This window comes from Corynebacterium lowii, from assembly GCF_001412085.1.
In the GTDB taxonomy this organism is placed as follows: domain Bacteria; phylum Actinomycetota; class Actinomycetes; order Mycobacteriales; family Mycobacteriaceae; genus Corynebacterium; species Corynebacterium lowii.
Genome location: NZ_LKEV01000005.1, coordinates 1 through 22,407, shown reverse-complemented (window position 1 = coordinate 22,407; position 22,407 = coordinate 1). Strand labels below are relative to the sequence as shown.

Here is a 22,407-nt window from a genome sequence, read left to right as displayed (position 1 = left end):
TGATTCCGGCCAGTGCCGCCGCACCGGGCCAGCCGGCGAGGGGGGAGGCCGGCATCGACCAAGGTCGCTCCGACGCAGACTCCTGTAGATTGGGCGGTTCAGTTGGGGGAGAGCACCGTGCTCCGGGCTGAGCCGGCCTCGTGGACTAGCAGCGTGGTGATGCCCGCTGCGACGATCGCGTGCGCCGCAGCTGTGAGGGAGGTGATGGCCAGCGCCACGGCCACCGCCGTGACTCCGATGATGCGCTGCGGAGAGTGGGTGCCCCGCAGCTGCTGGCCGCCGAACCAGTTGCCCAGGAACAATGAGAGCCCGCACAGGCTCCATACCAGGGAGAACGTCTTGATGCCGATGCCGAAGGTCTCGCCGTAGTACACGGCGATGAACACCAGTTGGCCCATGAAAGCCGCCGTGCGCGCCGCCGGCACACACGCGGCGGTGCGGAAGGAGTCGAGGTACCCCGCCTGCTGCCCGCCAACGGTACCTGAATCCTTGCTGCGGCGCAGCAGCAGTACGGCTGTCAGGCACAGTGCCGCTACGGCCAGCAGATCGCTCCACCAGCCCCACAGCATCGCAGGCAGCGCCAGCACTGGCGCGGAGAGAACTGCGGTGAGCGTCATCATGGAGGAGATCAGCGTGGCCGTGTGCCCCGCCGCAGCGGCGTCTGGCAATGTACCTGAGGCTATCGTGGAGACTGTGGGGTTCAGCATGGACGTCGCACCGCCGACGACAAGGTACAATAAGACTCAGGACCACGTCTGTCCCACGGTCCCGACAAAGCAGGTCAACGTGAGGCCGGCGAGGGACACAGCCGCGATTTTCCGCAGTACGCGTGGTCGAGCAGCGGTGCGAAGGCCACGCTGACGGCTAAGGCCGCCATGCCTCCCAGCCCGCGCAGCGAGCCGAGCAGGGCGTGTTCAGTGTGCGCTTCCTCCGCGATGGCCACCAGGAAGTTGCTGAAGACGGTGAACGGAACCAGGCCCAGCGCCGCCGCCGCGAGGCAGGGCCAGATGAGCCGCACCATCTCGCTGTCGGTGGGGATGTCGGTGGCACCAGGAGTACCGGTTGTACCCCGCCTACCCATGGGCCCGGTACAGTTAGAGCGGAGTTTGATCCGCACTGAACTGGTAGAAAGGGAGGTGCTCTGCGCTCAGCGCGGTGACCCCTTGACCCAGGAACTCCCGAAGCACCGCGGAGTCGGACTGCGCGTAGATTGTGAGCGGGATGCTGCGGCGGAGCGATTCATCTCAGCGCTGCAGGCGGTGAGGCTTCGGCCCAGGTCGAAGCCGCCAGCAAAGTGGCCGTCGCTCGTGGCATTGTGATCATTTTCGGTCCTCTTTCTTTAATCTCTTGTTTGGTGGAGTTTTCATGGGTGGCTTGATCCGAGGAGATGACGCTTCCTCTGCGTCGAACAGCAGCCGGCGGGACCCCGTCCCCGGGTGGCTAACCGGGGTGGGCCGCACGCCAAAGACCTACTCGACTTCCGCGGGTGCGAGGACCTCTGTCATGAGGACCACCTGGTCCGCCTCCATCGCGAGGTTGAGGTCGTGTAGAGCGGCGACGGCCGTCCGTCCGGTTTCCGCCATGAGCCGCAGCTGGTGACGCAGGTCTAGGTGGTTAGTCGGCTCGTCCAGCACTAGCACCGGGGTGCTCTGCGCCAGCATCCGGGCGGATGAGCGTGCGCTGCCGCTCGCTGCCGGAGAGACCTAGCACGCCCCGGTCCGCGATGTGCTCCACTCCAGCGAGGCGGAGCGCGGGGGTGAGGGGTTGTATACTTGCGATCTCGGCGACCGTGAAGTCCAGCTCGGGGTGTTCCTCCTGATGCAGAGCGGCGATGAGGCGGGCGCTCTCCCGCAAGGACAGGGTGGAGAGGTACCTGCCCAGCACTTCGGCCGTGCCCGAGGCGGGGTGGCGGGCGCGGTAGAGCACGAACAGCAGGGTGGACTCGCCGCAGCCGTTCGGGCCGACGATGGCCGTCACCGTGCCTGTCGGCAGGTCCAGATCCATCGGGCCAACCACCCGCCGGCCGCCTGTCTCCACGGCGAGCTGCCGCAGATGCAGCGCGGGCGTCACCGGGAGCCCCCGAAGACGTAGGCGCGGCGGCGGATGAGTAGCAGGAACACCGGGACGCCCACGAGCGCCGTTACCACTCCCAGAGGTAGCTCCCGCAGTGGTGTCACGGTGCGGGGAGGGGAGCAGGTTCGCCCACACCATGAGTAGGGCGCCGACTAGCGGGGCGACGACCGTCAGTCGGTGGTGCCCGGAGCCCAGGACCATGCGCGTCAGGTGGGGGATCACCAGGCCCACGAAGCTGATCGTGCTGTTCACAGCTACGAGCGCGCCCGTGTCCAGGGCGGTGAGGAGAAAGAGGATGCAACGGAGGCGGTGCGGGTCCACGCCCATGCTCGCGGCGGAGGCGTCCCCGCTGAGAGGATGTCCAGCTGTGGGGCGAGGAAGAGCATGGCGGCGAGAGAGCCGGCGACCGCGAGTGCTGCGGCGGGTAGCGGGCTCCAGGCAGACGGTGGTACTGGTCACAGCCTGGAAGCTGAAGGCGAGGACCTGCCGGTGAGGATGAGGCGATTGGGAGACAGGCTCTTGTGTCCGCCGGCTAGTGTGAAGACTAACGCTGCGGAAGTGAGCGCGCCGAGGAAGACCGCTGCGGAGAGAGCCCACATGCCGAGCGCGGAGAATGCGCCTAGGGCTACCACGGTCGCTGCACCGACCGAGGCACCGGAGGAGATACCGAGGATGAAGGGATCCGCCAGCTGGTTGCAGACCATAAGTTTGTCCGGCGATGCCGAGTAGGCTCAGACCTGCGCCGATGATCGAGGCGAGGAGGGCGCGCGGGGCTCGGATGTCCACCACCACGGTGTAGGGGTGACGTCACCGACAGCGATGGTACCGCCGGTCAGTGCGCCCAGAGGTAGGAGGTGGTGGCACCGAGGGGCATCGGCGCGGCACCGAGCGCGGGCTGGGGCCGTCCGGAGTGTCGTGGGCTGATACGCATATCATGGTAATTATTCTCAATAGTGTAGATGAAGGGGGGTGGCCTCGGGGCAGAGTTCGGCTACAGGCTGCGGAGGCCGATCCCTGATTTAAGCGGTGTTGGCGTGTTTTGGAGGGCTCGGAGGTTCGAAACGATCCGCGGAGGGGCTTCACCTGGCCTAACCTGCAGGATCGAGTGGAGGCTTACTTGTTGTGGTAGCTGACGAGTCAGAAACTAAGCTTCGACGAGTAGTGATCGTGCCGTCCATAAAACGCTTGGTGTGATGTTTAGCGCGGCTGTGGCTATCTCCCCGGTAGCGGGGCACTCATTGCTGTAGGGCGCTGTCGCCTGCTAACGGCACTGGTCAAAATGGTGAAAGTTCGTGGTCGTTGTCGCGGCGGTATTTGCTAGGGATGGCCGCGAGGGCGTCTTTACGGATCCTGTAGCCTACCAACGCCGCTTTCACCTTCGACCCACGGCCACCGCAGCTCTTCTTGATCCCATGTTTATTACCTCCCTTACCTGGGGTATTTCTATCTTTTTCGTGCTGTGCTGGTGAAGGTGGATCGGGTGTTCCTTTATTGCATGCGACGCGGGATTGGTGGGTATAAAAACGATTCAAAATTTGAAGTGGTAGTGGCATGGTACTGACTCTCTTTTTTTTTAGGTATCGGATATGGTAAATGACACTTGTTTAGATCAATTTGAAATCCAAATATGACTGCATTAGTGAAAATGTGTATAATCCGGCCATTAAACTGATCCAAGGAATCGAAATTTCCTAGGAATTGGGGTGGGTAATTGCGTATTTTCGTCGCTCCATAAAACTGGAATGTGCACGATATTCGTCCTCTTTCTTGCTGTAAGATTTTAAGGAAGAAGTGTGCTGCTTCATGGTTAGCGTTTTTGTAAATGGGACAATTAATCTGAGATTAATTATCTTCTTGGGTAGGTGAAAACGGAGGTGAGATGTATAGATAAACTTCCTAAATTTTACGCATCCTGACCCTCTGCACGCGGTGATCGCTATCCTTGGTGAGCACCAGAGAGGCCCGCACCCGGGTCGGGAGAATGTTTTCTACGAGGTTGGGTAAGTTGATGGACTGCCAGATCTCCCGGGCGGCGCGGGTCGCTGCGGCATCGTCAAGCTCAGCGAAGTGGCTAAAGTGAGCCCCGGGCTTGCGGAAAGCCCCCTGGCGCATAGTGAGGAAGCGGTCGATGTACCAGCGCTCGATCACGCTGGTGCGTGCGTCGACGTACACGGAAAAGTCGAAGAGATCGGACACCATGAGCGTGGGTCCGGTTTGCAGCACGTTGAGCCCCTCGAGGATGAGGATGTCGGGACGGTGTACCACGTGTTCCTCGTCCGGCACGCGGTCGTAGAGGTGGTGGGAGTACACGGGGGCGCGCACCTCCGGGGCACCGGACTTGACCTCGGTGACAAAGCGCAGCAGGGCGCGGCGGTCGTAGGACTCCGGGAACCCCTTGCGGTTCATCATGCGCCGCGCGCGCAGCTCGGCGGCGGGGTAGAGGAAGCCGTCGGTGGTGACCAGGTCCACCTTGGGGTGGGAGTCCCAGCGCTGCAGCAGCACCTGGAGCACGCGGGCCGTGGTGGACTTGCCCACCGCCACCGAGCCCGCCAGCCCGATGATGAAGGGCGGGTGCTCGCGGGAGGCGTGGGGATGCTGGGTGCCGTCGAGGAAGGTCTCGGTGGCCTCGCTGAGCTTCTGGCGCGCGGTCACCTGAAGGTGAATGAGGCGGCTCAGCGGAAGGTAGACCTCCGCCACCTCCGCGAGGTCGATCTTCTCGCCGATTCCGCGCAGCCGCATCACCTCCTCCTCGGTGAGCACCTGGGGCATGGATTGGCGTAGCTGCCGCCACTGGGGACGGTCGAAGTCGAGGTAGGGGCTGACGACGGGGGCACGCGACATGCCCACCATTGTGCCCCGAAACGCGCCGGGCACGGGCATCGCGCCGGTGGGAAGGCGGCGGGCAGACGACGGGCCGCACGGCGGCGTCGTGGCGGTCCCGTGGCGGTGTGGCGGAGGCAAGGGCCGGGTGCGGCATAAAGAGGTGAGTAAAGGGGCAGGGTGCGGCTAGACTCTCAGGGGAAGTTCCCTCAAAAACGAAAGGTGGCTCAGGCCGCGATGAGCAAGGACGTGCGCACAACCCCCCTGGCCGAGGTGGACCCGGAGGTCGCCCAGGCGATCTCGGGGGAGCTGAATCGCCAGCGCAGCACCCTGGAAATGATCGCCTCGGAGAACTTTGTGCCCCGCGCCGTGCTGCAGGCCCAGGGCTCGGTGCTCACCAACAAGTACGCCGAGGGGTACCCCGGCCGCCGCTACTACGGCGGCTGCGAGCACGTGGACGTGGTGGAGGATCTGGCACGGGACCGCGCCAAAGCCCTCTTTGGCGCGGGGTACGCTAACGTGCAGCCGCACTCCGGTGCCCAGGCCAACGCCGCCGTGCTGCACGCGGCGGCTCGCCCCGGCGATAAGATCATGGGCCTTTCCCTCGCGCACGGCGGGCACCTGACCCACGGCATGAAGATCAACTTCTCCGGGCGGCTCTACGACGTGGTGGCCTACGAGGTGGACCCGGAGACGATGCGCATCGACATGGACCGCGTGCGCGAGCTGGCCCTGGAGCACCGCCCCAAGGTGCTCATCGCGGGCTGGTCCGCCTACCCGCGCACCATCGACTTCGCCGCCTTCCGCTCCATCGCGGACGAGGTGGGGGCGGTGTTGTGGACGGACATGGCGCACTTTGCGGGCCTAGTGGCCGCCGGGCTGCACCCCTCTCCGGTGCCGCACTCGGACATCGTCTCGAGCACGGTGCACAAGACGCTGGGAGGCCCGCGCTCCGGGCTGATCCTGGCCAAGGAGGAGTGGGCCAAGAAGCTCAACTCCGCCGTGTTCCCCGGGCAACAGGGCGGCCCGCTCATGCACGTGGTGGCGGCCAAGGCCACGGCCCTGAAGATCGCGGGCACCGAGGAGTTCAAGGAGCGCCAGCAGCGCACGCTGGAGGGCGCGCGCCTGGTGGCCGAGCGCCTGACCGCCGAGGATTGCCGCGCGGCGGGCGTGGACGTACTCACCGGCGGCACGGACGTGCACCTCGTGCTGGCGGACCTGCGCACCTCCAACCTGGACGGCCAGCAGGCCGAGGACCTGCTGCACCAGGTGGGCATCACGGTCAACCGCAACGCCGTGCCCTTCGACCCGCGCCCGCCGGCAGTCTCCTCCGGCCTGCGCATCGGCACCTCCGCGCTGGCCACCCGGGGCCTAGACTCCGCCGCCTTCGAGGAGGTCGCGGACGTGATCGGCACCGCCCTGGCCGCGGGCCAGAGCGCGGATGTGGAGGCGCTGCGCGCCCGCGTGGCCAAGATCGCGGAGCACTACCCGCTCTACGAGGGCATCGAGGACTGGAGGATGCTGGGCTAAATCCCACGGCACTTAGGCGGCACCCGCGCGGTACCCGAATGCAAGAGCGCACCGAGGCGGTGCCCCGGCCCTCCGTAGGAGCCGTGGGGTGCCGCCTCGGTGCCGCGTGGGGTAGGGGCTGCTAGATCTCGTCGCGCGCGGAGGCGTCGTCCTCCTCGGCGGCGCGCCCCTCGGCTAGGGCGGCGCGCTCTCGGCCCAGCCACTCCGGCTGGTGGGCCAGCAGCTCCTTGATCTCGGCGGTGGTCAGGGGCTTGTCCATGTCGTTGCGCTTGAGGGCGGCGATGGTGATCCCCAGCTTCTGTGCTACCACGGGGCGCGGGTGCGGTCCGGTGCGGCGCAGCTCCGCCAGCCACTCGGGCGGGTTTTCCTGCAGGTCGCGTAGCTCGGCGTGGGTGATGGCGCCCTCGCGGAACTCGGTGGGGGCGGCGGGCAGGTAAATGCCGAGCTTCTTGGCGGCGGTCTGCGCCCTCATCGCGGTGCCGGAGGGGGTGCGCACGTCCTGGTTGGTTTCACTCATGGTGTCTCACGGTAGCATTATCCGCATGTTGCGCCTCGCCTTTGTGACCGGCACGGAACCGGGAAAGTGGTTTGATCGCTTTGCGCAGCGCACCGATCACGGCGGGCTTATGCCCCTGGACAGCGAGGACCCCCTGGCCCTCCTGGATGCGGGGCAGGCGGACCTCGCCCTGGCCCGCCTGCCCGACGCCCGGGTGGGGCAGGATCATCACGTGGTGCGCCTCTACGCCGAGGCGCGCGGCGTGGCGGTGCCCAAGGGCAGCATCTTTGCCGAGGCGGGGGATCCCGTGGGTGCCCCCGACCTCGCCGGGGAGATGGTGCAGTACCGCGTGCCCGCCTCCGGCGAGGTGGACGTGGCCCAGGTGCGCGCCGCGCTGGCCGTGGTGGCAGCCAACGTGGGCGTGGCGGTCGCCCCGCGCCCCCTGCTCAAGATCCTCAGCCGCAAGCAGGTGGTGCCACTGCCCCTGGCCGGGGACGCGGACGAGCGGGGGGAGCCGGTACCGGAGACGCACATCGCCCTGGTGTGGCGCCGCGAGGCGGATAGCGACGCGATCCAGGACTTTGTGGGCATCGCGCGCGGGCGCACCCGGAACTCCTTGCGGCAGGCGGCCCCCAGGCGCAGCGCGCGGGAGAAGGCCAAGGCTAAGCAGGAGCGCCGAGCCGGGAGGGCGCAGGGCGAGCAGAAAAAGACGCAGCGGAATCAGCATCGGGCGGGTACGAACGCGAGCAACCGCAGGAGGAAGAGATGAGAAGGCGGGCGATGGCGGCGAGGTGGGGCGCGGTGGCGCTGTGCGGGGCGCTCGCGGCGGGGTGCGCTGCGCCGGGGGAGAGCCCCGCCCCCGATCGGACCGGCGAGTCGGCGGCCCCGGCCACGGCGGAGGACGCGGTCGGCGGTACCCCGGTGCCGTCGGAGGTGGCCCGCGCCACGGAGCAGGCGGAGGAGGGCGGGGCGATGGTGCTGGCCGTGACCGCCGAGGAGTCGCAGCGCTACCTCGTGGAGTTCAGCGACGGCTCCTCGGTGGTGTACTCCCCGGAGACGGGCGTGCAGCGGGTGCGCGGCAAGCTCGCCCGTATCTGGCTGCGCGAGGGCGGCCTGGGTGCCCCGGTGGGGCTGCCGGTGGCCGACGAGGAGGAGCTGCCGGACGGCAGCGGATGGACCCAGAGCTTTGAGCGCGGCAGCGTCTCCTGGGCCCGGGACGCGGAGGGCCAGTACGGGGCGGAGGTGCAGTCCTAGCCCCGCGTGGGTCTGCGGGGCTGGGGCCGGCGGTAAGAAAACTTCACCCCGCGTTCAACTGCTATCCACCTGCGGTGCCTAGCCTGGCCTCGTGGCCACACCGAACCCGCGCATCTGCCCCCGCATTCGCAGAATGCGGGGGCCTTTTGCCGTGGTGGAGTCACCTATCCGTTGCCCCGCTGTCTTTGTAAGGAATGGAGCCTCATGCCTTCATCGCACGCCCGCACCTACGTGATCGATACTTCGGTGCTGCTCTCGGACCCCCGATGCCTGAGCAAGTTTGCCGAGCACCACGTGATCCTGCCCCTGGCCGTGGTCTCAGAGCTGGAGGCCAAGCGCCAGCACCCGGAGCTGGGGTGGTTCGCCCGCGAGGCGCTGCGGCACCTCGATGAGCTGCGCGCCACCTACGCGCGCCTGGACGAGCCGGTTCCCGCCAACGACGAGGGCGGCACCCTGTGTGTGGAACTCAACCACCAGGATCAATCGGTCCTGCCGCTGCCCCTGCGCGGGGAGGGCGGCGACCAGCGCATCCTGGCCTGCGCCCTGAACCTCCAGGAGGAGGGCCACGAGGTGACGGTGGTGACCAAGGACGTGCCCCTGCGGGTCAAGGCCGGGGCCGTGGGGCTGGACGCGGACGAGTACCACGCCCAGGACGTGGTGCTCACCGGCTACTCCGGCATGGGCACCCTGCACGTTCCCGGGGAGCTTATCGACGCCCTCTACGCCCACGGGGAGGTGGACCTGCCGGAGGGGGAGACCCAGGAGGGCACCCCGGTGCGCGAGCTGCCGCTGCATTGCGGGCTGCGCCTGCAGGGGGCCACCCAGTCCGCCCTGGCCCGGGTGGGGGTGGGCAGGCTGGTGCTGGTGCCGGGGGACCAGCAGGCATTCGGGCTGCACGGGCGCTCGGCGGAGCAGCGGGTGGCCCTGGACCTGCTCAACGACCCGGAGGTGGGCATCGTCTCCATCGGGGGCCGCGCGGGCACCGGCAAGTCCGCCCTGGCCCTGTGCGCGGGCCTGGAGGCCGTGCTGGAGCGCGGGGCGCACCGGAGGATCATCGTGTTCCGGCCCCTGTACGCGGTGGGCGGGCAGTCCCTGGGCTTCCTCCCCGGCTCCGAGGACGAGAAGATGAACCCCTGGGCGCAGGCGGTGTATGACACCCTATCGGGGCTCGTCTCGGACAACGTGCTCGAGGAGATCCACGAGCGCGGCCTGCTCGAGGTGCTGCCCCTAACGCATATCCGCGGGCGCAGCCTGCACGACGCCTTCGTGATCGTGGACGAGGCCCAGTCGCTCGAGCGCAACGTGCTGCTCACCGTGCTCTCGCGCCTGGGCTCCGGGTCCCGGGTGGTGCTCACCCACGACGTCGCCCAGCGCGACAACCTCCGCGTGGGCCGCCACGACGGGGTGCAGGCGGTGATCGAGAAGCTCAAGGGCCACGAGCTGTTCGCGCACATCACCCTGCGGCGCTCGGAGCGCTCCGCGATCGCGGAGCTGGTCACCGACCTGTTGGAGGAGCACTGAGCTCCTCGTTGTGGCGCTCGGTTGCGCGCGGCGGTGGAAAGCGTCACAATCGTCTGCATGTCACAAGCGTCCTTTAGGATCAGAGCGTTCGAGGAGCGGGACTTCCCGCAGGTCCAGGCCATCTACGAGCATGGCCTGGATACGGGGCACGCCAGCTACGAGCGCAAGGCGCCCACCTGGGATAAGTTCCGCACCTCCAAGATCATGGAGACGGTGTTTGTTGCGGTCGAGGAGGAGGATGACGCCAAGGTGCTCGGCTGGGTGTCCGCCGCGCCGGTGTCCTCCCGCCAGGTGTTCAGCGGGGTGGTGGAGGATTCCATCTACATCGGCCCCGAGGCCCGGGGGCGCGGCATCGCCGGTGCGCTGCTGGATCACCTGGTGGAGACCTGCGCCAGGCTGGACAGGTGGGCCATCCACTCCTGGATCTTCCCGGAGAACGAGGGCTCGGCCAAGCTCCACCAGTCGCGCGGCTTTGAGAAGGTGGGCACCTACCACCACCTGGCCAAGATGCCCTACGGGGAGATGGCGGGCCAGTGGCGCGACACGGACGTGTGGGAGAAGCTGCTGCCCAAGCCGGACATCGCGGTGGAGGACCTGCCGGATAACTAAGCTACGTTGTACGCCTCACAGGGCCGGGACACATACGGTGCGCCCCGGCCTATTTTTCTCGGGTGACCGCGTACACGCCGACGCTCACCGCGCAGAAGGCCGCCGCGCCCAGCAGCCCGCCGAGGGCACCCAGCGGTCCCGTGGGAGAGAGGGCGAGGAGGGCCAGCCCCAGCGCGGAGGCACAGATCAGGGCGCGCGGCGCGGCGGGGGAGAGGCCGGGGAGGTAGCCCGCGCGCAGGGCGAGGGCCGTTAAGGCGAACGAGGTGAGCGCGATGCCGAGCGGGGCCAGCCACCCGCTCGTGGCGCACGCGGCGGACATCACGCTCGCGATGCCCACCGCTATGGCGGCCGCCTGCCAGTCGCGCATGATTTAAGAGATCGTCTCCTTCAGCTTGTCTTCCTTCACCCACACCAGGACCGCCGAGCATAGCAGGGCCAGCGGCATGAGGAGCAGGAAGATGGGGGTGAGGGCGTCGTTGTAGCTGGTCTCGATCGCCTGGCGGATGGGCTCGGGCAGGTCCGCCAGCGCGCCGGGGGTCAGGTGCGAGGAGCCGTCGCCGCTGAACTGCTGGCCCGCAGGCAGGTTGCGCTGGAGCTGCGTGGTGAGGTTGCCCACGAACAGCCCGCCCACCAGGGCGGAGCCCACGGAGCCGCCGATCTGCCGGAAGAAGTTGTTGGTGGCCGTCACCGTGCCCACCATGCCCACAGGGAAGGAGTTCTGTACGATGAGCACCAGGATCTGCATGGAGCAGCCCATGCCGAAGCCCAAGAGGAAGAGGTACAGGCCCACGATCACCAGCGAGGTCTCGGCGTGCAGGGTGGACAGCAGCGTCATGCCCACGGCCACGATGAGCAGGCCGACGATGGGGAAGGCCTTGTACCGGCCGAACTTGGAGACGAGGTTGCCCACCATGATGGAGGTGCCTATCAGGCCCACCATCATGCTCAGCAGCATGAGTCCCGCCCGGGTGGGGGTCATGCCGTGGACCATCTGCAGGTAGGTGGGCAGGTAGGCCAGGGAGCCGAACATGAAGATCCCGATGCCGAAACCGGAGACGGTGGTGAGCACGAAGTTGCGGTTCTGAAACAGGCTCATGGGCACCAGGGGATCGTGGGCGCGCGTCTCCACGAACACGAAGAGAGCGCCGACGACCACGGCGGTGGCGATGAGGCCCAGGATCACCGGGGAGCCCCACTCGTACTCGTTGCCGCCCCACGTCATGAAGAGCACCAGGGCGGCGGTGGAGATGGACATGGTGGCCATGCCCAGCCAGTCGAAGCTCAGGCGCGTGGGCTTGGGTGGGAGCTGTAGGAGATAGGAGATGGCGGCGATGGAGACCAGGCCGATGGGCACGTTGAGCCACAGGCCCCAGCGCCAGCCCAGGCCGTCGGTGAACCAGCCGCCGAGGATCGGGCCGAGCACGGCGGAGACGCCAAAGACGGAGCCCATCACCCCCATGTACTTGCCGCGCTCGCGGGCGGTGGTGACCTCGGCGGTGATCGCCTGGGAGAGGATCATCATGCCGCCCGCGGCCACGCCCTGTAGCACGCGGGCCAGGATGAGCACGCTCATGGACTGCGCGGCGCCGCCAATGAGCGATCCGAGGACGAAGAGGGAGTTGGCGAAGAGGAACAGCCCCTTGCGGCCGATCTGATCCCCGAGCTTGCCGAAGATCGGCAGCGCGATGGTCTGGCCCAGGAGGAAGCCGGTAATCACCCACGTCATGTGGTTGACCCCACCCAGCTCGCCCACGATGGTGGGCAGCGCGGTGGAGAAGATCATCTGGCCAAGGAGCTCATGAGCATGGCGAGCATGAGCGCGCCGATGATCCAGGGCAGGCGCTGTTTGCGCGAGGGTTCCTGGTGCTGTGGTGTGTTCGTGGTCATCGTTCCTTCTTGGTCGAGGGGGGTATTGCTCGAAGGTTGCGCAGCGCGCGGTGGCCGCTGGCGCGCAGGGACTCCGCGGTGGTGTCGTGCTCCGCCATCCACATCCGCATGCCCAGTTGCAGCGCGGCGCTGGCCAGGGTGACCACGGCGTGCGCCTCGTACTCGCCGGGGCCGCCCAGCCGCCGCTGGTCCGGGTGGTGGTCCACGTAGCGCTGCACCATCTGGGCCACCGCGTGGTGAACCTCGTGGGACTGCGCGAGGTGGTTGTAGGAGAGCGCGGGATTATTGCGCCGGATCGTCTTGCGGTGCCGCAGGAGCTGGACGTCGTGGTCCGCCACGAAGGCGTGGAAGAGGGCGTCGAGCACCGCCGCCACCAGGTCCTCGTGGCGGGTGTGCACGAAGTCCTCCTGCTCCTCGGGCGGGGGCATGCGCGCTGGGCGGCCCAGCACGGCGATCTCCTTGGACTCCACGTAGTTGAAAAAGGTGCGGCGGGAGACCTCAGCGGCCGCGCAGATGTCCTCCACGGTCACGGCCTCGTAGCCGCGCTCGAGCACCAGGCGGGTGGCCTGCTCCTCGATGGCGCGCAGGGTGGCGCGCCGCTTTGCTTCCCTGAGTGAGGTGGTGTCGTTCTGCACGAGACACGAAGGTACCCCTAAAGTAGACTGGGTGCAAAAATGCACGCGATCTACTTTTGCAGTCCTTTGTGCCTGTGGGTGTTCGATGCCGGGGCCGTAGACATGAAAACCCCGGGACACGGGGCCGTGGCCGCCGCGCCCCGGGGAGGGGAGAGGGGCTTTAGCGCTTATCGCGGTCCGTGTTGGCCATGGCCAGCACGTCCAGGCGCTTGTCCAGTTCTTCCTCGGTGAGCTTCTCGCCGTCCACGAAGCCCAGCTCGATCACTGCCTCGCGGATGGTGATCTCCTTGGCCAGCGCGTGCTTGGCCACCTTGGCGGCGGCCTCGTAGCCGATGGAGGAGTTCAGCGGCGTGACGATGGAGGGGGAGGATTCCGCGAGCGTCTTCATGCGCTTCACGTTGGGTTCGATGCCGTCCACCAGGCGCTCGGCGAACACGCGGGCGGTGTTGGCCAGCAGGCGGGAGGACTCCAGCACGTTGCGGGCCATCATGGGGATGAACACGTTGAGCTCGAACTGGCCCTGGGTGCCACCGAAGGCGATGGCGGCGTCGTTGCCGATCACCTGGGCGGACACCTGGGTGGCCGTCTCGCACAGCACCGGGTTGACCTTGCCCGGCATGATGGAGGAGCCCGGCTGGAGGTCCGGGAGGCGGATCTCGGAGAGGCCGGTCAGCGGGCCGGAGCCCATCAGGCGGATGTCGTTGGCGATCTTGTACAGGGACACCGCGATGGTGCGCATGGCACCGGAGTACTCCACCAGGGCGTCGCGCGCGGCCTGGGCCTCGAAGTGGTTGCGGGCCTCGCTCAGCTCCTCCAGGCCGGTCAGCGAGCGCAGCTCCTCGGTGACCTTGGCACCAAAGTCCGCGGAGGTGTTAATGCCCGTGCCGGCGGCGGTGCCGCCGATGGCCAGCTCGCCCAGGCGGGGCAGCGTGGCCTCCACGCGCTCGATCCCGGCCTCGATCTGGCGGGCGTAGCCCCCGAACTCTTGGCCCAGGGTCACCGGCACGGCGTCCATGAGGTGCGTGCGGCCGGACTTGACCACGGACTCCCACTCGGCGGCCTTGGCGGCCAGGGAATCGCGCAGCACCTTCAGGCCGGGGATGAGGTCCTTCACGGCGGCCTCGGTGGCGGCCACGTGCGTGGCGGTGGGGAAGGTGTCGTTGGAGGACTGCCCCATGTTCACGTGGTCGTTGGGATGGACCTCCACGCCCGCAGCCTTGGCCAGGGAGGCGATGACCTCGTTGGTGTTCATGTTGGAGGAGGTGCCGGAGCCGGTCTGGAACACGTCGATGGGGAACTGATCGTCGTGCTTGCCCGCCGCGATCTCCTTGGCGGCGGCGATGATGGCGTCCGCCAGGGTGGCGTCCAGTGCCCCGGAGTCCTTGTTCACCTGGGCGCAGGCGGCCTTGAGCAGGCCCATCGCGCGGATCTGCGCGGCTTCGAGTCCGCGCCCGGAGATGGGGAAGTTCTCCACCGCGCGCTGGGTCTGGGCACGCCACAGGGCGTCGATGGGAACCTTGACCTCGCCCATCGTGTCGTGCTCAATGCGGTATTCGGTCATTGCTATCACCTTTGCTTCTCGCATGTTCTAGTCCATAGTCCAGTATGGCGTATAAGCGCTGCCCAGGTGGGTGTGATGATGACCTCAGAGGTCGGAGAGGTAATCCACTGCGGAGTACTCCTGGAGCTTGGAGAGCTGATGGCGGGACTCGAGGTAGCGCAGGGTGCCGGACTTGGAGCGCATCACCAGGGAACGGGTGGTGGCGCCGTTGCTGCGGTAGGTCACCCCGCGCAGCATGTCGCCGTTGGTCACGCCGGTGGCGGCGAAGTAGCAGTTGTCCGAGCGCACTAGGTCGTTGGTGCCCAGCACCTGGCCCAGCTTGTGCCCGGCGGCCAGGGCGCGGCCCTTCTCCTCGTCGTTGCGGGGGGCCAGCACGCCCTGGATCTCGCCGCCCATGCACTTCATGGCGCAGGCGGTGATGATGCCCTCGGGGGTGCCGCCGGTGCCCATCATGATGTCCACGGAGTTGGCCACGTCGTCCTGGGCGGCGGCCACGGCCCCGGCCACGTCGCCGTCGGAGATCAGGCGCACCTTGGCGCCCGCGCGGCGGATCTCCGCGATGAGGTCCGCGTGGCGGGGGCGATCCAGCACCACCACGGTGACCTGGGAGGGGTGCAGGCCCTTCGCCTTGGCCACGGCGTTGATGTTGTGGCCCACGGGGGCCTCGATGTCGATCTTCCCGGCGGCCTCGGGGCCTACGGCGATCTTGCGCATGTAGAACACCTCGGAGGGGTCGTACATGGAGCCGCGCTCCGCGGCGGCGATCACAGAGATGGCGTTGGGGCGCCCCTCGGCCATGAGGGTGGTGCCGTCCACCGGGTCCACCGCGATGTCTACCTCGGCGCCAAAGCCGGTGCCCACGTGCTCGCCGTTGAACAGCATGGGGGCCTCGTCCTTCTCGCCCTCGCCGATGACCACCACGCCGTTCATGTTCACGGAGTTGATGAGCTCGCGCATGGCGTCCACGGCGGCACCGTCGCCCTCGTTCTTCATGCCCCGGCCTACCCAGCGGCCGGAGGCCAGCGCCGCCGCCTCGGTCACGCGCACCAGCTCCATGGCGAGATTGCGGTCCGGAACCTCGGTGTTCTTGTGGTTTTCTGGACGGCTTTCATTCATCTGTACTGCGGCCTCCTGCGGGCAAAGTGGTACCAGGGAACCTCTACATTGTTGCACCGCGAGGGCAAAGCGCGGACATATTGCACCCAAATGAGGGTAGGCGGGCGTACTTCTTCTGGACTTTCCGACGCCTCTCCCACGCGGACCGTGTGGCTTTCCGCGCGGGGGTAGTGGGATACTAAGGCGCGTGGCAGAGAAACCAAGGATCTTTCAAGACGGCCGGGACATGACGCTCTCCCTTGTGGCCATCGTGGCGATGATGGTGGTGGGCGTGGGGGCCACCGGCCTGTGCTCCTTCGAGCCGGGCAACCCGGAAAACGGTCCTGTACCTACGGCGGATGCCTCCGCCTTCCTCAGGATGGAGGCCACCAGCGCCGCCTTCCCGGTGCGCCTGCCCGAGGTTCCCGAGGGCTGGATCGCCAACTCCGCGCGCCGCTCCAGCCTGGGCGGGCAGCCGGTGCCGGTGGTGGGCTACATCACCGACCACGAGGGCTACCTCCAGCTCACCCAGACCGGGGAGCCGGTGGCCGAGGCGGTGCGAGGCTACGACGAGGACCTGCGCGAGCGCGACCGCTCCGTGGAGGTCGAGGGTATCCCCATCGAGGTCTACACCTCCACCGACCGCGAGGTCCGCGACCTCTGGGTGGCCGACCTCGGGGATGCCCGCCTGCTGCTCAGTGGCGCGGCCACCGAGGAGGAGTTTCTGGCGCTCATCGAGGCCACGGCCAAGGCTCAGCCCCTGCGCTCGGCCTCCTCGGGGGACGCGGGCGCGGACCCGGCGGCGTCGGCAGAGCCCCCCGAGCCGCGCTGAGCCAGGGCCGCCTCTACCTTGGCGGAGGCACGGTCGAGCTGCTGCTCGCAGCGCGCCGCCAGCGCCTCGCCGCGCTCCCAGTAGGCGAGGGACTCATCCAGGTCCATCTGTCCCAGCTCCAGGATCTTGATCACCTCCACCAGCTCGTTGCGCGCCTGCTCGTAGCTCAGCGTGGACACCTCGGGGAGCTCGGCGGCCCGTCCGGTGCCAAAGGTATCGGGATTGCTCATGCTCGTTCTCCTTATAAAAGCTCTAGTCGGCGGGGGAAGTGGACATTCCGGCGGCGGTGATCGAGCCGTCGGCCACGCGGATGCGCAGTTGGCTGCCCGGCGGGGACTGCGCGATGGAGGTCACCACCTGCGGGTCGGAGCCGTCGCGGGGGACCACCTGGACCACGGCGTAGCCGCGCGCCAGGGTGGCCGCCGGCCCCAGCGCGGAGACCTGGGCGCGCAGGGCGGACACCCGGGCCCGCTCCGTGCCCAGCGTGTCTCCACGTCCCGGCGGATGGCGGCCAGCGCGCGCCGGGCCTCCTCGCGGCGGGAGTGGATCGGCGTGAGCGGGTCCGCCAGCACCGGGCGGGAGCGCACCTGGCGCAGCCCCTCGCGCTCGCGGTGCACCCAGCCCCGCAGGGCCGCCGCGCCGCGCGCCCGCAGCTCCCCGAGTAGGGTCCGCTGCTCCGCGACGTCTGGCACTACCCTCTTGGCGGCGTCGGTGGGGGTGGCGGCGCGCAGGTCCGCCACGTTGTCCAGCACCGGGGTGTCCGGCTCGTGCCCGATCGCGGAGACCACCGGGGTGCCCGCCGCCGCCACGGCGCGCTGCAAGACCTCCTCGGAGAAGGGCAGCAGGTCCTCCGCGGAGCCGCCGCCTCGGGCGATGATGATGACGTCCACCTCGGGGTCTGCGTCGAGTGTGCGCACGGCCTCCATGATCTCGGGCACGGCGCTTGCCCCCTGCACGGCGGTGTTGATGACGCGGAAGTCCACCTCCGGCCAGCGGTCCCGCGCCACGGAGAGGACGTCGCGCTCGGCCGCCGAACCGCGCCCGGTGATCAGCCCGATCCGGGTGGGCAGGAAGGGCAGCGGGCGCTTGCGGGAGGCGTCGAACAGCCCCTCGGCGGCCAGGGAGCGGCGCAGGTGCTCGATGCGCGCCAGCAGCTCGCCCACGCCCACGTGGCGGATGTCCGTGGTCCACAGGGAAAAGGAACCGCGCCCGGCGTAGAAGGCGGGCCTGCCGTAGACCACCACGCGGTCGCCGTCCTTGAGCGGCGTGGGGGCGTCGTGCAGCAGCGAGGTGGGGCAGGTGAGTTGCACGGAGGCCTCCGCCTGGGTATCGCGCAGCGTCAGGTAGGAGAGCTTCCAGGAGGGCTTGACGTTGACCTGGGTCAGCTGCCCCTCCACCCAGATGTGGCCCAGGCGCTCGATCCACCCCTTGACCATCGCGTTGACCTCGCGTACCGGCAGCGGGCTCTGGGCCGTGGTGACGGTTTTAGCCATGCGTGATGCGGCTCCCCTTGACTGGCGGACATGATCGTTCCACCCAGTCTATGCCCGTGAGGCGGGCTTTGGTTACTGTGGTCACCATGACCGCGAGCAAGACAGACGGAGATAAGACGGTGCTGCTGGCCGCCCCGCGAGGCTACTGCGCGGGCGTGGATCGGGCCGTGGAAACGGTGGAGCGCGCTCTGGAAAAGTACGGAGCCCCCGTCTACGTGCGCAAGGAGATCGTACACAACCGCTACGTGGTGGATACCCTTTCCGAACGCGGTGCGATCTTCGTGGAGGAAACCGATGAGGTGCCCGAGGGCTCCCACCTCGTGTTCTCCGCCCACGGTGTGAGCCCCCAGGTGCGCGGGGAGGCCAAGGGGCTACAGCTTAAAACCCTCGACGCCACCTGCCCCCTGGTGACCAAGGTGCACAACGAAGTCAAGCGCTTTGCCCGCGACGGCTACCACATCCTGCTCATCGGCCACGAGGGCCACGAGGAGGTGGAGGGCACTGCGGGCGAGGCCCCCGAGGTGACCCACCTCGTGGACGGCCTCGACGGCGTGGACGCCCTGCCGGACTTCCTGGAGCAGGAAAAACTCATCTGGCTCTCCCAAACCACGCTCTCGGTGGACGAGACCATGCAGATCTGCGAGCGGCTGCACCGGCGCTTCTCTCACCTCCAGGACCCGCCCAGCGACGACATCTGTTACGCCACCCAGAACCGCCAGGTGGCCGTCAAGGCCATCGCGCAGCGCTGCCAACTGATGATCGTGGTGGGCTCCCAGAACTCCTCCAACTCCAAGCGCCTAGTGGAGGTGGCCCTCCAGCACGGCACCGAGGCCGCCCACCTCATCGACTACGCCCACCAGATCGAGGACTCCTGGTTCGACGGCGTGGACACCGTGGGCGTGACCTCCGGGGCCTCTGTGCCGGAGATCCTTGTGCGCGACGTGGTGAAATCCCTGGCGCGGCGTGGCTACACCTCCGTGGAGGAGGTCACCACCGCCAGCGAGAAGATCACCTTCGCGCTGCCCAGGGACCTGCGCCCCGCCCGGACGTAGTCGGGGAGGCGTCGGCGCGGCGGGACTAGGCCGCGTGGATGTAGCGGGATACGGCCTTTCTCACGAGGTTGTCGGGGGTGAGTTTTTATGGGTTTTATGTTAGCTATGTGATACATAGTGGGGTGCTTTTCGCACCGCGTGGGGTTAGTGGGGATCGCTGACGTCACGGCATGGGGTGGAACGATCTTTTCATTCCGCTCTGGAGCTGGTGGGAGCCCCAAAAGCAACACCGTGGTATGGATAGCCGCTCTCATTCCGCTCTGTGACCGGTGTGAGACACTCCCGTCACACCCCGGAGTGGAAAAGCTGCACGGACCCCGAACCCAAGCCCCTGCATGCAGCGCGACGCCCGGCAGCCGATGGGGCCGCGGGGCGTCGCTAAGCGGTATCAGTAGTCCCGGCGATGGGGACGCCGGGCACCGCGGTAGTCCTGCCGGGGCGCGCCGGTGTAGGTGTGGCGCTCCCGGTCGGCGTGCTGCGCGGAGTACCGGGGCCGGGACGAGGCGCGGGCGCGGTCCGAGGGCCACGGGGAGGAGGGCTCCTCCGGCGGGGCGGCGGTGCGCTGCGGGCGCTGGGGGGTCCGGCCGGAGGCGCTGTGCCGCGTGCGCCGGGCCGCCGAGGTGGAGTTGAGCCTGCTCACCGTCTCCTGATTGCGCTGCTCGGCCTCGGCGGTGCGACGCCGCAGCTCCCGAGCCCGCTGCTCTCGCTCCGCCGCCCGGCGGCGCAGGAGGAAGAGGCGCAGGAAGGCGATGAGCGTGCTGCCCAGGGTGACGAAGAACAGCACCGGAAAGAGCTGCAGCAGCGGATAAACCGCCGCGACGAGCGCGGTGGTGGAGAACCCCGAGATGTTGGGGCTCAGCGCACACCCGTTGAACCAGGAGGTCAGCACCGTGATCGCCGCGAAGGAGAGCGGTATGCAGGCCACAGTGATGAACAGGCCGCGCACCTCCGTGAACAGGGCCACCACCAGGCTCGAGAGCACGAACAGGATGATGTACGAGGCACCGATAGTGTGGTTGAACATGCTCAGCAGCAGCCCGGTGAGTAGGGCCGCGACCACGATGGACACGCCGGACCACGTGGGCAGCCCGGCGGGCCTGCCCCGGCTGAGGCGCGGGTGAGGGGTCACATGAGACACGTCGATCAATCCTAGCGTGGCGCTGCCTCGTCGGGGCTGTGATATTTGGCGCGCAGCGCCAGACCGCTTTCCACGCTGAGCCTCCCTACGGCGGAGCCCTCGGGGGTGACAAAGGAGACGTCGGCAAGCTCCCGCTCCCCGGAGCGCAGCATGGTGACGTCCTGGAGGTAGCGTAAGAGCACCGCGAACATCGCGGCGGCGGGCACCGCGAGGAAGGCCCCCACGATGCCGAAGAGGCTGCCGCCGATGGTCACGGACACCAGGATGATCACCGGGTGCAGGTTCATGGCGCGCGACTGCAGGATGGGGGAGAGGATGTTGCCCTCTAGCTGCTGCACCGCGACGACCACCACGAGCGTGGCCACCGCCTGCGGCACGCCCAGGGAGACCAGCGCGATGAGCACCGCCAGGGCGCCGGCGGTAAAGGCACCCACGATGGGGATGAAGCCCGCGAGGAAGGTAATGACGGCCAGAGCGAGGGCCATCGGCACGCCGATGATGACCAGCCCCAGGCCGATGAAGATCGCGTCCACCAGGGAAACTAGCGCCTGCGCGCGGATGAAGCCGCTCAGCGTGCGCCATGATCGGGTGAGCAGCTCCGTGGCGTGCCAGCCCTGGCGCTGCCCGGCCACCCCGCGCACCCAGGGCAGGAAGCGATGGCCATCCTTGAGGAAGAAGAAGGTCAGCACCAGCACCACCCCCAGGGTGACGGCTATCGACGTCACGGTGGACACCCCGGTGAGGATGCCACCGGCGATGGCCCCCGCCTGCTCCTGAAGCCAGGTGGCGGCCTCGTTGATCACCACGTCTAGCTCCGTGGAACCGATATTCAGCGGTGGTTGTTCTAGCCACAGGCGCAGACGCTGGATACCGTCGAACGCCTGGAGATACAGCACGCCGGACTGGCGCACGATGTCCGGGGCGATGAACAGGAAGACCCCGCCGATGAGAAGGAAGAAGGCGAGCAGTGTGAACAGCGCGGCGAGCGCGCCGGGGACGCGGTGGCGGCGCAGCCAGTTCGTGGGCGCGGAGAGCACCGTGCAAACGATGAGCGCCAGGATCACCGGGAGGACGCCCTGCCAGAACTCCCGCAGGAGGATCGAACCCACGAAGGCCGTGGCCACGATGATGAGCACGCGCAGGCACAGCCGGGCCGTGGAACGCAGCGAATCGCTGATGATGACGGAGCGATCCACCGGCGGCGGGAACGGCTCCTGGGGGGACTTCTCGGCGGGCCGCTCGGCCGACTCTGCTTGAGTATCGTGCTTGTCCGTCACAGGAAACATTGTGCCCGATAAGGGCATGGCGGGGCCAGCGCCGGGGTGTTGCCCGGGAGTGGGCCGCGTGCGGCGCGGGGCGGTGGACCCGGGGCGGGCGCCCGCGCGGGGGCGCTAGCGGGCCAGGCGCAGGGCGCTGGTGACCAACGGGATCTGCAGCGGCAGGCGCAGCAGGGAGATCGCGGCCTTGGCGCGCGACTGCAGCACCCACTGGCGGGCCATCTCCACGTTGGCGGGAAACACCGCCACGAACAGCGCCGCCGCGACCCTCCCCGCATTCTTCCGGGTGGCCGGATGGTTCAGACCCGCCGCCACGGAGAGCTCCGCCGCGCCGCTGGCGTAGGTGGCCAGGCGCGGGGAGCCCGGAACCCAGGAGGGCACGATCTGATCGAAGGGCTTGGGGACGAGGAAGTGCAGGACGCCGGCGCCGCCGAGGATCGCGGTGAGGGCGCAGCGGGAGAGATGAAAGGTGCTCATAGTGTTGAGGGTACGCGGGGGCACGGGGCGGGGTTAATCGGGCGGGTGGGGTTACCCCAGCGCATCGAAGCGCATCGCGGACTGGGCGTAGGAGTAAAGAAGCCAACCCAGGAACGCGAACGTGGCGCCCCGCCCCGCAGGACCAGGGCATGGCAATGATGGCGGGTGCCGACCTGCCCCGCAGCGTGGTGGTCGCTGCCAGGAAGAACACGGCGACAAGCCCCAGGAAGACGGCCGGATAGAGGGGGGAAGTAGGAGTGGAGGTGCAGGGATATAGATCAGGGAATACCAGGCCAGGACGACTCCGAGGAGGGCGGAGAGAACGATCAGGGGGGCGTTTCTCATGGCGTGGGGCTTCTCAGTATTCGGGGTGGGCGAGTGTAGCAAGCGGGGCGTAGATGAATTTGGTAAGTGAAGTTTTTTGAGGCCGCGCGGCCGCAACGCGATGCCGGGCCGGGGCCTCGGGCCAGGGCGGAGTGTGCGGTACCTCTGGGCGCGGCGAGCGCGGTGTGTGCCGTGGTCATGAAGGGGGCACGGGGAGACGCCGATGCCTTCACTCAACCCTGGTACCCGCTTCAGACAGTGGAGCCAGATATCTAGGTAGGATAGGTCACTGTGAGTCTTACTCTTGGAATCGTCGGTCTGCCCAACGTGGGA

General features: G+C 67.9%; 21 protein-coding genes and 2 pseudogenes. 7 read left to right on the top strand and 16 right to left on the bottom strand.

Going from position 1 to position 22,407, the window contains the following annotated elements; translation table 11 throughout:
• Positions 1-98 precede the first annotated feature (98 nt).
• The 5 genes from Clow_RS11475 to coaA form a co-directional block, all read right to left on the bottom strand.
• The gene (locus Clow_RS11475) at positions 99-668 is read right to left on the bottom strand and encodes a hypothetical protein (protein WP_055178242.1); all 570 of its coding nucleotides are present in this window, start codon (positions 666-668) and stop codon (positions 99-101) included.
• Positions 669-781: 113 nt separating this feature from the next.
• Positions 782-1,021, bottom strand: a complete 240-nt coding sequence (locus Clow_RS11470) for a hypothetical protein (RefSeq protein ID WP_055178241.1) — start codon at positions 1,019-1,021, stop codon at positions 782-784.
• Between the two features lie 593 nt (positions 1,022-1,614).
• The gene (locus tag Clow_RS11970) at positions 1,615-2,532 is read right to left on the bottom strand and encodes an ABC transporter ATP-binding protein (RefSeq protein WP_211256946.1); all 918 of its coding nucleotides are present in this window, start codon (positions 2,530-2,532) and stop codon (positions 1,615-1,617) included.
• A complete protein-coding gene (locus Clow_RS12240; protein ID WP_082418604.1) occupies positions 2,529-2,777 on the bottom strand; it encodes an iron chelate uptake ABC transporter family permease subunit in 249 nt (82 codons plus the stop codon). Before Clow_RS12240 ends, Clow_RS11970 begins: the two co-directional genes overlap by 4 nt.
• 1,192 nt (positions 2,778-3,969) lie before the next feature.
• Complete coding sequence (gene coaA, locus Clow_RS07820) at positions 3,970-4,953, bottom strand: type I pantothenate kinase (protein ID WP_055178237.1); 984 nt, start codon at positions 4,951-4,953, stop codon at positions 3,970-3,972.
• Positions 4,954-5,130: 177 nt separating this feature from the next.
• On the opposite strand from coaA, the gene glyA reads away from it, so the two are divergent.
• Positions 5,131-6,423 (top strand): serine hydroxymethyltransferase, encoded by a 1,293-nt coding sequence (glyA, locus tag Clow_RS07815; protein ID WP_055178236.1) that lies wholly within the window; start codon positions 5,131-5,133, stop codon positions 6,421-6,423.
• Between the two features lie 121 nt (positions 6,424-6,544).
• Here the strand turns inward: glyA and Clow_RS07810 are convergent, their stop codons facing one another.
• Positions 6,545-6,940, bottom strand: a complete 396-nt coding sequence (locus Clow_RS07810) for a DUF5997 family protein (protein ID WP_055178235.1) — start codon at positions 6,938-6,940, stop codon at positions 6,545-6,547.
• Between the two features lie 25 nt (positions 6,941-6,965).
• On the opposite strand from Clow_RS07810, the gene Clow_RS07805 reads away from it, so the two are divergent.
• The 4 genes from Clow_RS07805 (at position 6,966) to Clow_RS07790 (ending at position 10,303) form a co-directional block, all read left to right on the top strand.
• A complete protein-coding gene (locus tag Clow_RS07805; protein ID WP_055178381.1) occupies positions 6,966-7,688 on the top strand; it encodes a LysR substrate-binding domain-containing protein in 723 nt (240 codons plus the stop codon).
• An 11-nt stretch (positions 7,689-7,699) separates the two neighbouring features.
• Positions 7,700-8,173, top strand: a complete 474-nt coding sequence (locus Clow_RS07800; protein WP_055178234.1) for an LGFP repeat-containing protein — start codon at positions 7,700-7,702, stop codon at positions 8,171-8,173.
• 204 nt (positions 8,174-8,377) lie between these two features.
• A complete protein-coding gene (gene phoH2, locus Clow_RS07795; protein ID WP_055178233.1) occupies positions 8,378-9,694 on the top strand; it encodes an RNA 5'-3' helicase PhoH2 in 1,317 nt (438 codons plus the stop codon).
• 57 nt (positions 9,695-9,751) lie between these two features.
• Entirely contained in the window at positions 9,752-10,303 is a 552-nt protein-coding gene (locus Clow_RS07790; RefSeq protein WP_055178232.1) for a GNAT family N-acetyltransferase, read from the top strand.
• 49 nt (positions 10,304-10,352) lie between these two features.
• Here Clow_RS07790 and Clow_RS07785 read toward each other — a convergent pair whose 3' ends face one another.
• From Clow_RS07785 to glpX, 5 genes and pseudogenes are all read right to left on the bottom strand, one after another.
• A complete protein-coding gene (locus tag Clow_RS07785; protein WP_055178231.1) occupies positions 10,353-10,670 on the bottom strand; it encodes a hypothetical protein in 318 nt (105 codons plus the stop codon).
• A 3-nt stretch (positions 10,671-10,673) separates the two neighbouring features.
• A pseudogene (locus Clow_RS07780) lies at positions 10,674-12,190 on the bottom strand (MDR family MFS transporter).
• Positions 12,187-12,825, bottom strand: a complete 639-nt coding sequence (locus Clow_RS07775; protein WP_055178230.1) for a TetR/AcrR family transcriptional regulator — start codon at positions 12,823-12,825, stop codon at positions 12,187-12,189. The pseudogene Clow_RS07780 and the gene Clow_RS07775 overlap by 4 nt, the downstream one beginning before the upstream one ends.
• Before the next feature lie 160 nt (positions 12,826-12,985).
• Positions 12,986-14,386, bottom strand: coding sequence for a class II fumarate hydratase (locus Clow_RS07770; protein ID WP_055178229.1), 1,401 nt, complete (start codon positions 14,384-14,386; stop codon positions 12,986-12,988).
• 84 nt (positions 14,387-14,470) lie between these two features.
• Positions 14,471-15,502 carry a class II fructose-bisphosphatase gene (gene glpX, locus Clow_RS07765; protein WP_055178228.1) on the bottom strand — a complete coding sequence of 344 codons (1,032 nt, stop codon included), beginning with the start codon at positions 15,500-15,502 and terminating at the stop codon, positions 14,471-14,473.
• A gap of 187 nt (positions 15,503-15,689) precedes the next feature.
• On the opposite strand from glpX, the gene Clow_RS07760 reads away from it, so the two are divergent.
• Positions 15,690-16,313, top strand: coding sequence for a DUF4245 domain-containing protein (locus Clow_RS07760; RefSeq protein WP_211256945.1), 624 nt, complete (start codon positions 15,690-15,692; stop codon positions 16,311-16,313).
• On the opposite strand, the gene Clow_RS07755 is transcribed toward Clow_RS07760, so the two are convergent.
• Complete coding sequence (locus tag Clow_RS07755) at positions 16,235-16,543, bottom strand: exodeoxyribonuclease VII small subunit (protein WP_055178226.1); 309 nt, start codon at positions 16,541-16,543, stop codon at positions 16,235-16,237. The genes Clow_RS07760 and Clow_RS07755 overlap by 79 nt on opposite strands.
• A 22-nt stretch (positions 16,544-16,565) precedes the next feature.
• Positions 16,566-17,806, bottom strand: a pseudogene (gene xseA / locus Clow_RS07750) (exodeoxyribonuclease VII large subunit).
• Between the two features lie 86 nt (positions 17,807-17,892).
• Here xseA and Clow_RS07745 point away from each other — a divergent pair.
• Positions 17,893-18,858: a 4-hydroxy-3-methylbut-2-enyl diphosphate reductase gene (locus tag Clow_RS07745; protein WP_055178380.1), complete on the top strand. Its 966-nt coding sequence runs from the start codon at positions 17,893-17,895 to the stop codon at positions 18,856-18,858.
• A 388-nt stretch (positions 18,859-19,246) separates the two neighbouring features.
• Here Clow_RS07745 and Clow_RS07740 read toward each other — a convergent pair whose 3' ends face one another.
• The 3 genes from Clow_RS07740 to Clow_RS07730 form a co-directional block, all read right to left on the bottom strand.
• Complete coding sequence (locus Clow_RS07740) at positions 19,247-19,996, bottom strand: DUF6542 domain-containing protein (RefSeq protein WP_156334780.1); 750 nt, start codon at positions 19,994-19,996, stop codon at positions 19,247-19,249.
• Between the two features lie 11 nt (positions 19,997-20,007).
• On the bottom strand, positions 20,008-21,282 hold the full coding sequence (locus Clow_RS07735; RefSeq protein ID WP_245625732.1) for an AI-2E family transporter: 1,275 nt from the start codon (positions 21,280-21,282) through the stop codon (positions 20,008-20,010).
• A gap of 105 nt (positions 21,283-21,387) precedes the next feature.
• The gene (locus Clow_RS07730; protein WP_055178379.1) at positions 21,388-21,750 is read right to left on the bottom strand and encodes a DoxX family protein; all 363 of its coding nucleotides are present in this window, start codon (positions 21,748-21,750) and stop codon (positions 21,388-21,390) included.
• Positions 21,751-22,407 lie beyond the last annotated feature (657 nt).

Excerpts from the sequence above, each read along its gene's own strand:
- Clow_RS07770 (WP_055178229.1), bottom strand. The coding sequence starts at position 14,386 with ATGACCGAATACCGCATTGAGCACGACACGATGGGCGAGGTCAAGGTT.
- Clow_RS07745 (WP_055178380.1), top strand. The coding sequence starts at position 17,893 with ATGACCGCGAGCAAGACAGACGGAGATAAGACGGTGCTGCTGGCCGCC.
- glyA (WP_055178236.1), top strand. The coding sequence starts at position 5,131 with ATGAGCAAGGACGTGCGCACAACCCCCCTGGCCGAGGTGGACCCGGAG.
- Clow_RS07790 (WP_055178232.1), top strand. The coding sequence starts at position 9,752 with ATGTCACAAGCGTCCTTTAGGATCAGAGCGTTCGAGGAGCGGGACTTC.
- coaA (WP_055178237.1), bottom strand. The coding sequence starts at position 4,953 with ATGCCCGTGCCCGGCGCGTTTCGGGGCACAATGGTGGGCATGTCGCGT.
- glpX (WP_055178228.1), bottom strand. The coding sequence starts at position 15,502 with ATGAATGAAAGCCGTCCAGAAAACCACAAGAACACCGAGGTTCCGGAC.
- Clow_RS07800 (WP_055178234.1), top strand. The coding sequence starts at position 7,700 with ATGGCGGCGAGGTGGGGCGCGGTGGCGCTGTGCGGGGCGCTCGCGGCG.
- Clow_RS07755 (WP_055178226.1), bottom strand. The coding sequence starts at position 16,543 with ATGAGCAATCCCGATACCTTTGGCACCGGACGGGCCGCCGAGCTCCCC.
- Clow_RS12240 (WP_082418604.1), bottom strand. The coding sequence starts at position 2,777 with ATGGTCTGCAACCAGCTGGCGGATCCCTTCATCCTCGGTATCTCCTCC.
- Clow_RS07810 (WP_055178235.1), bottom strand. The coding sequence starts at position 6,940 with ATGAGTGAAACCAACCAGGACGTGCGCACCCCCTCCGGCACCGCGATG.
- Clow_RS11470 (WP_055178241.1), bottom strand. The coding sequence starts at position 1,021 with ATGGTGCGGCTCATCTGGCCCTGCCTCGCGGCGGCGGCGCTGGGCCTG.
- Clow_RS07785 (WP_055178231.1), bottom strand. The coding sequence starts at position 10,670 with ATGCGCGACTGGCAGGCGGCCGCCATAGCGGTGGGCATCGCGAGCGTG.
- Clow_RS07730 (WP_055178379.1), bottom strand. The coding sequence starts at position 21,750 with ATGAGCACCTTTCATCTCTCCCGCTGCGCCCTCACCGCGATCCTCGGC.
- Clow_RS07805 (WP_055178381.1), top strand. The coding sequence starts at position 6,966 with ATGTTGCGCCTCGCCTTTGTGACCGGCACGGAACCGGGAAAGTGGTTT.
- Clow_RS07735 (WP_245625732.1), bottom strand. The coding sequence starts at position 21,282 with ATGTTTCCTGTGACGGACAAGCACGATACTCAAGCAGAGTCGGCCGAG.
- phoH2 (WP_055178233.1), top strand. The coding sequence starts at position 8,378 with ATGCCTTCATCGCACGCCCGCACCTACGTGATCGATACTTCGGTGCTG.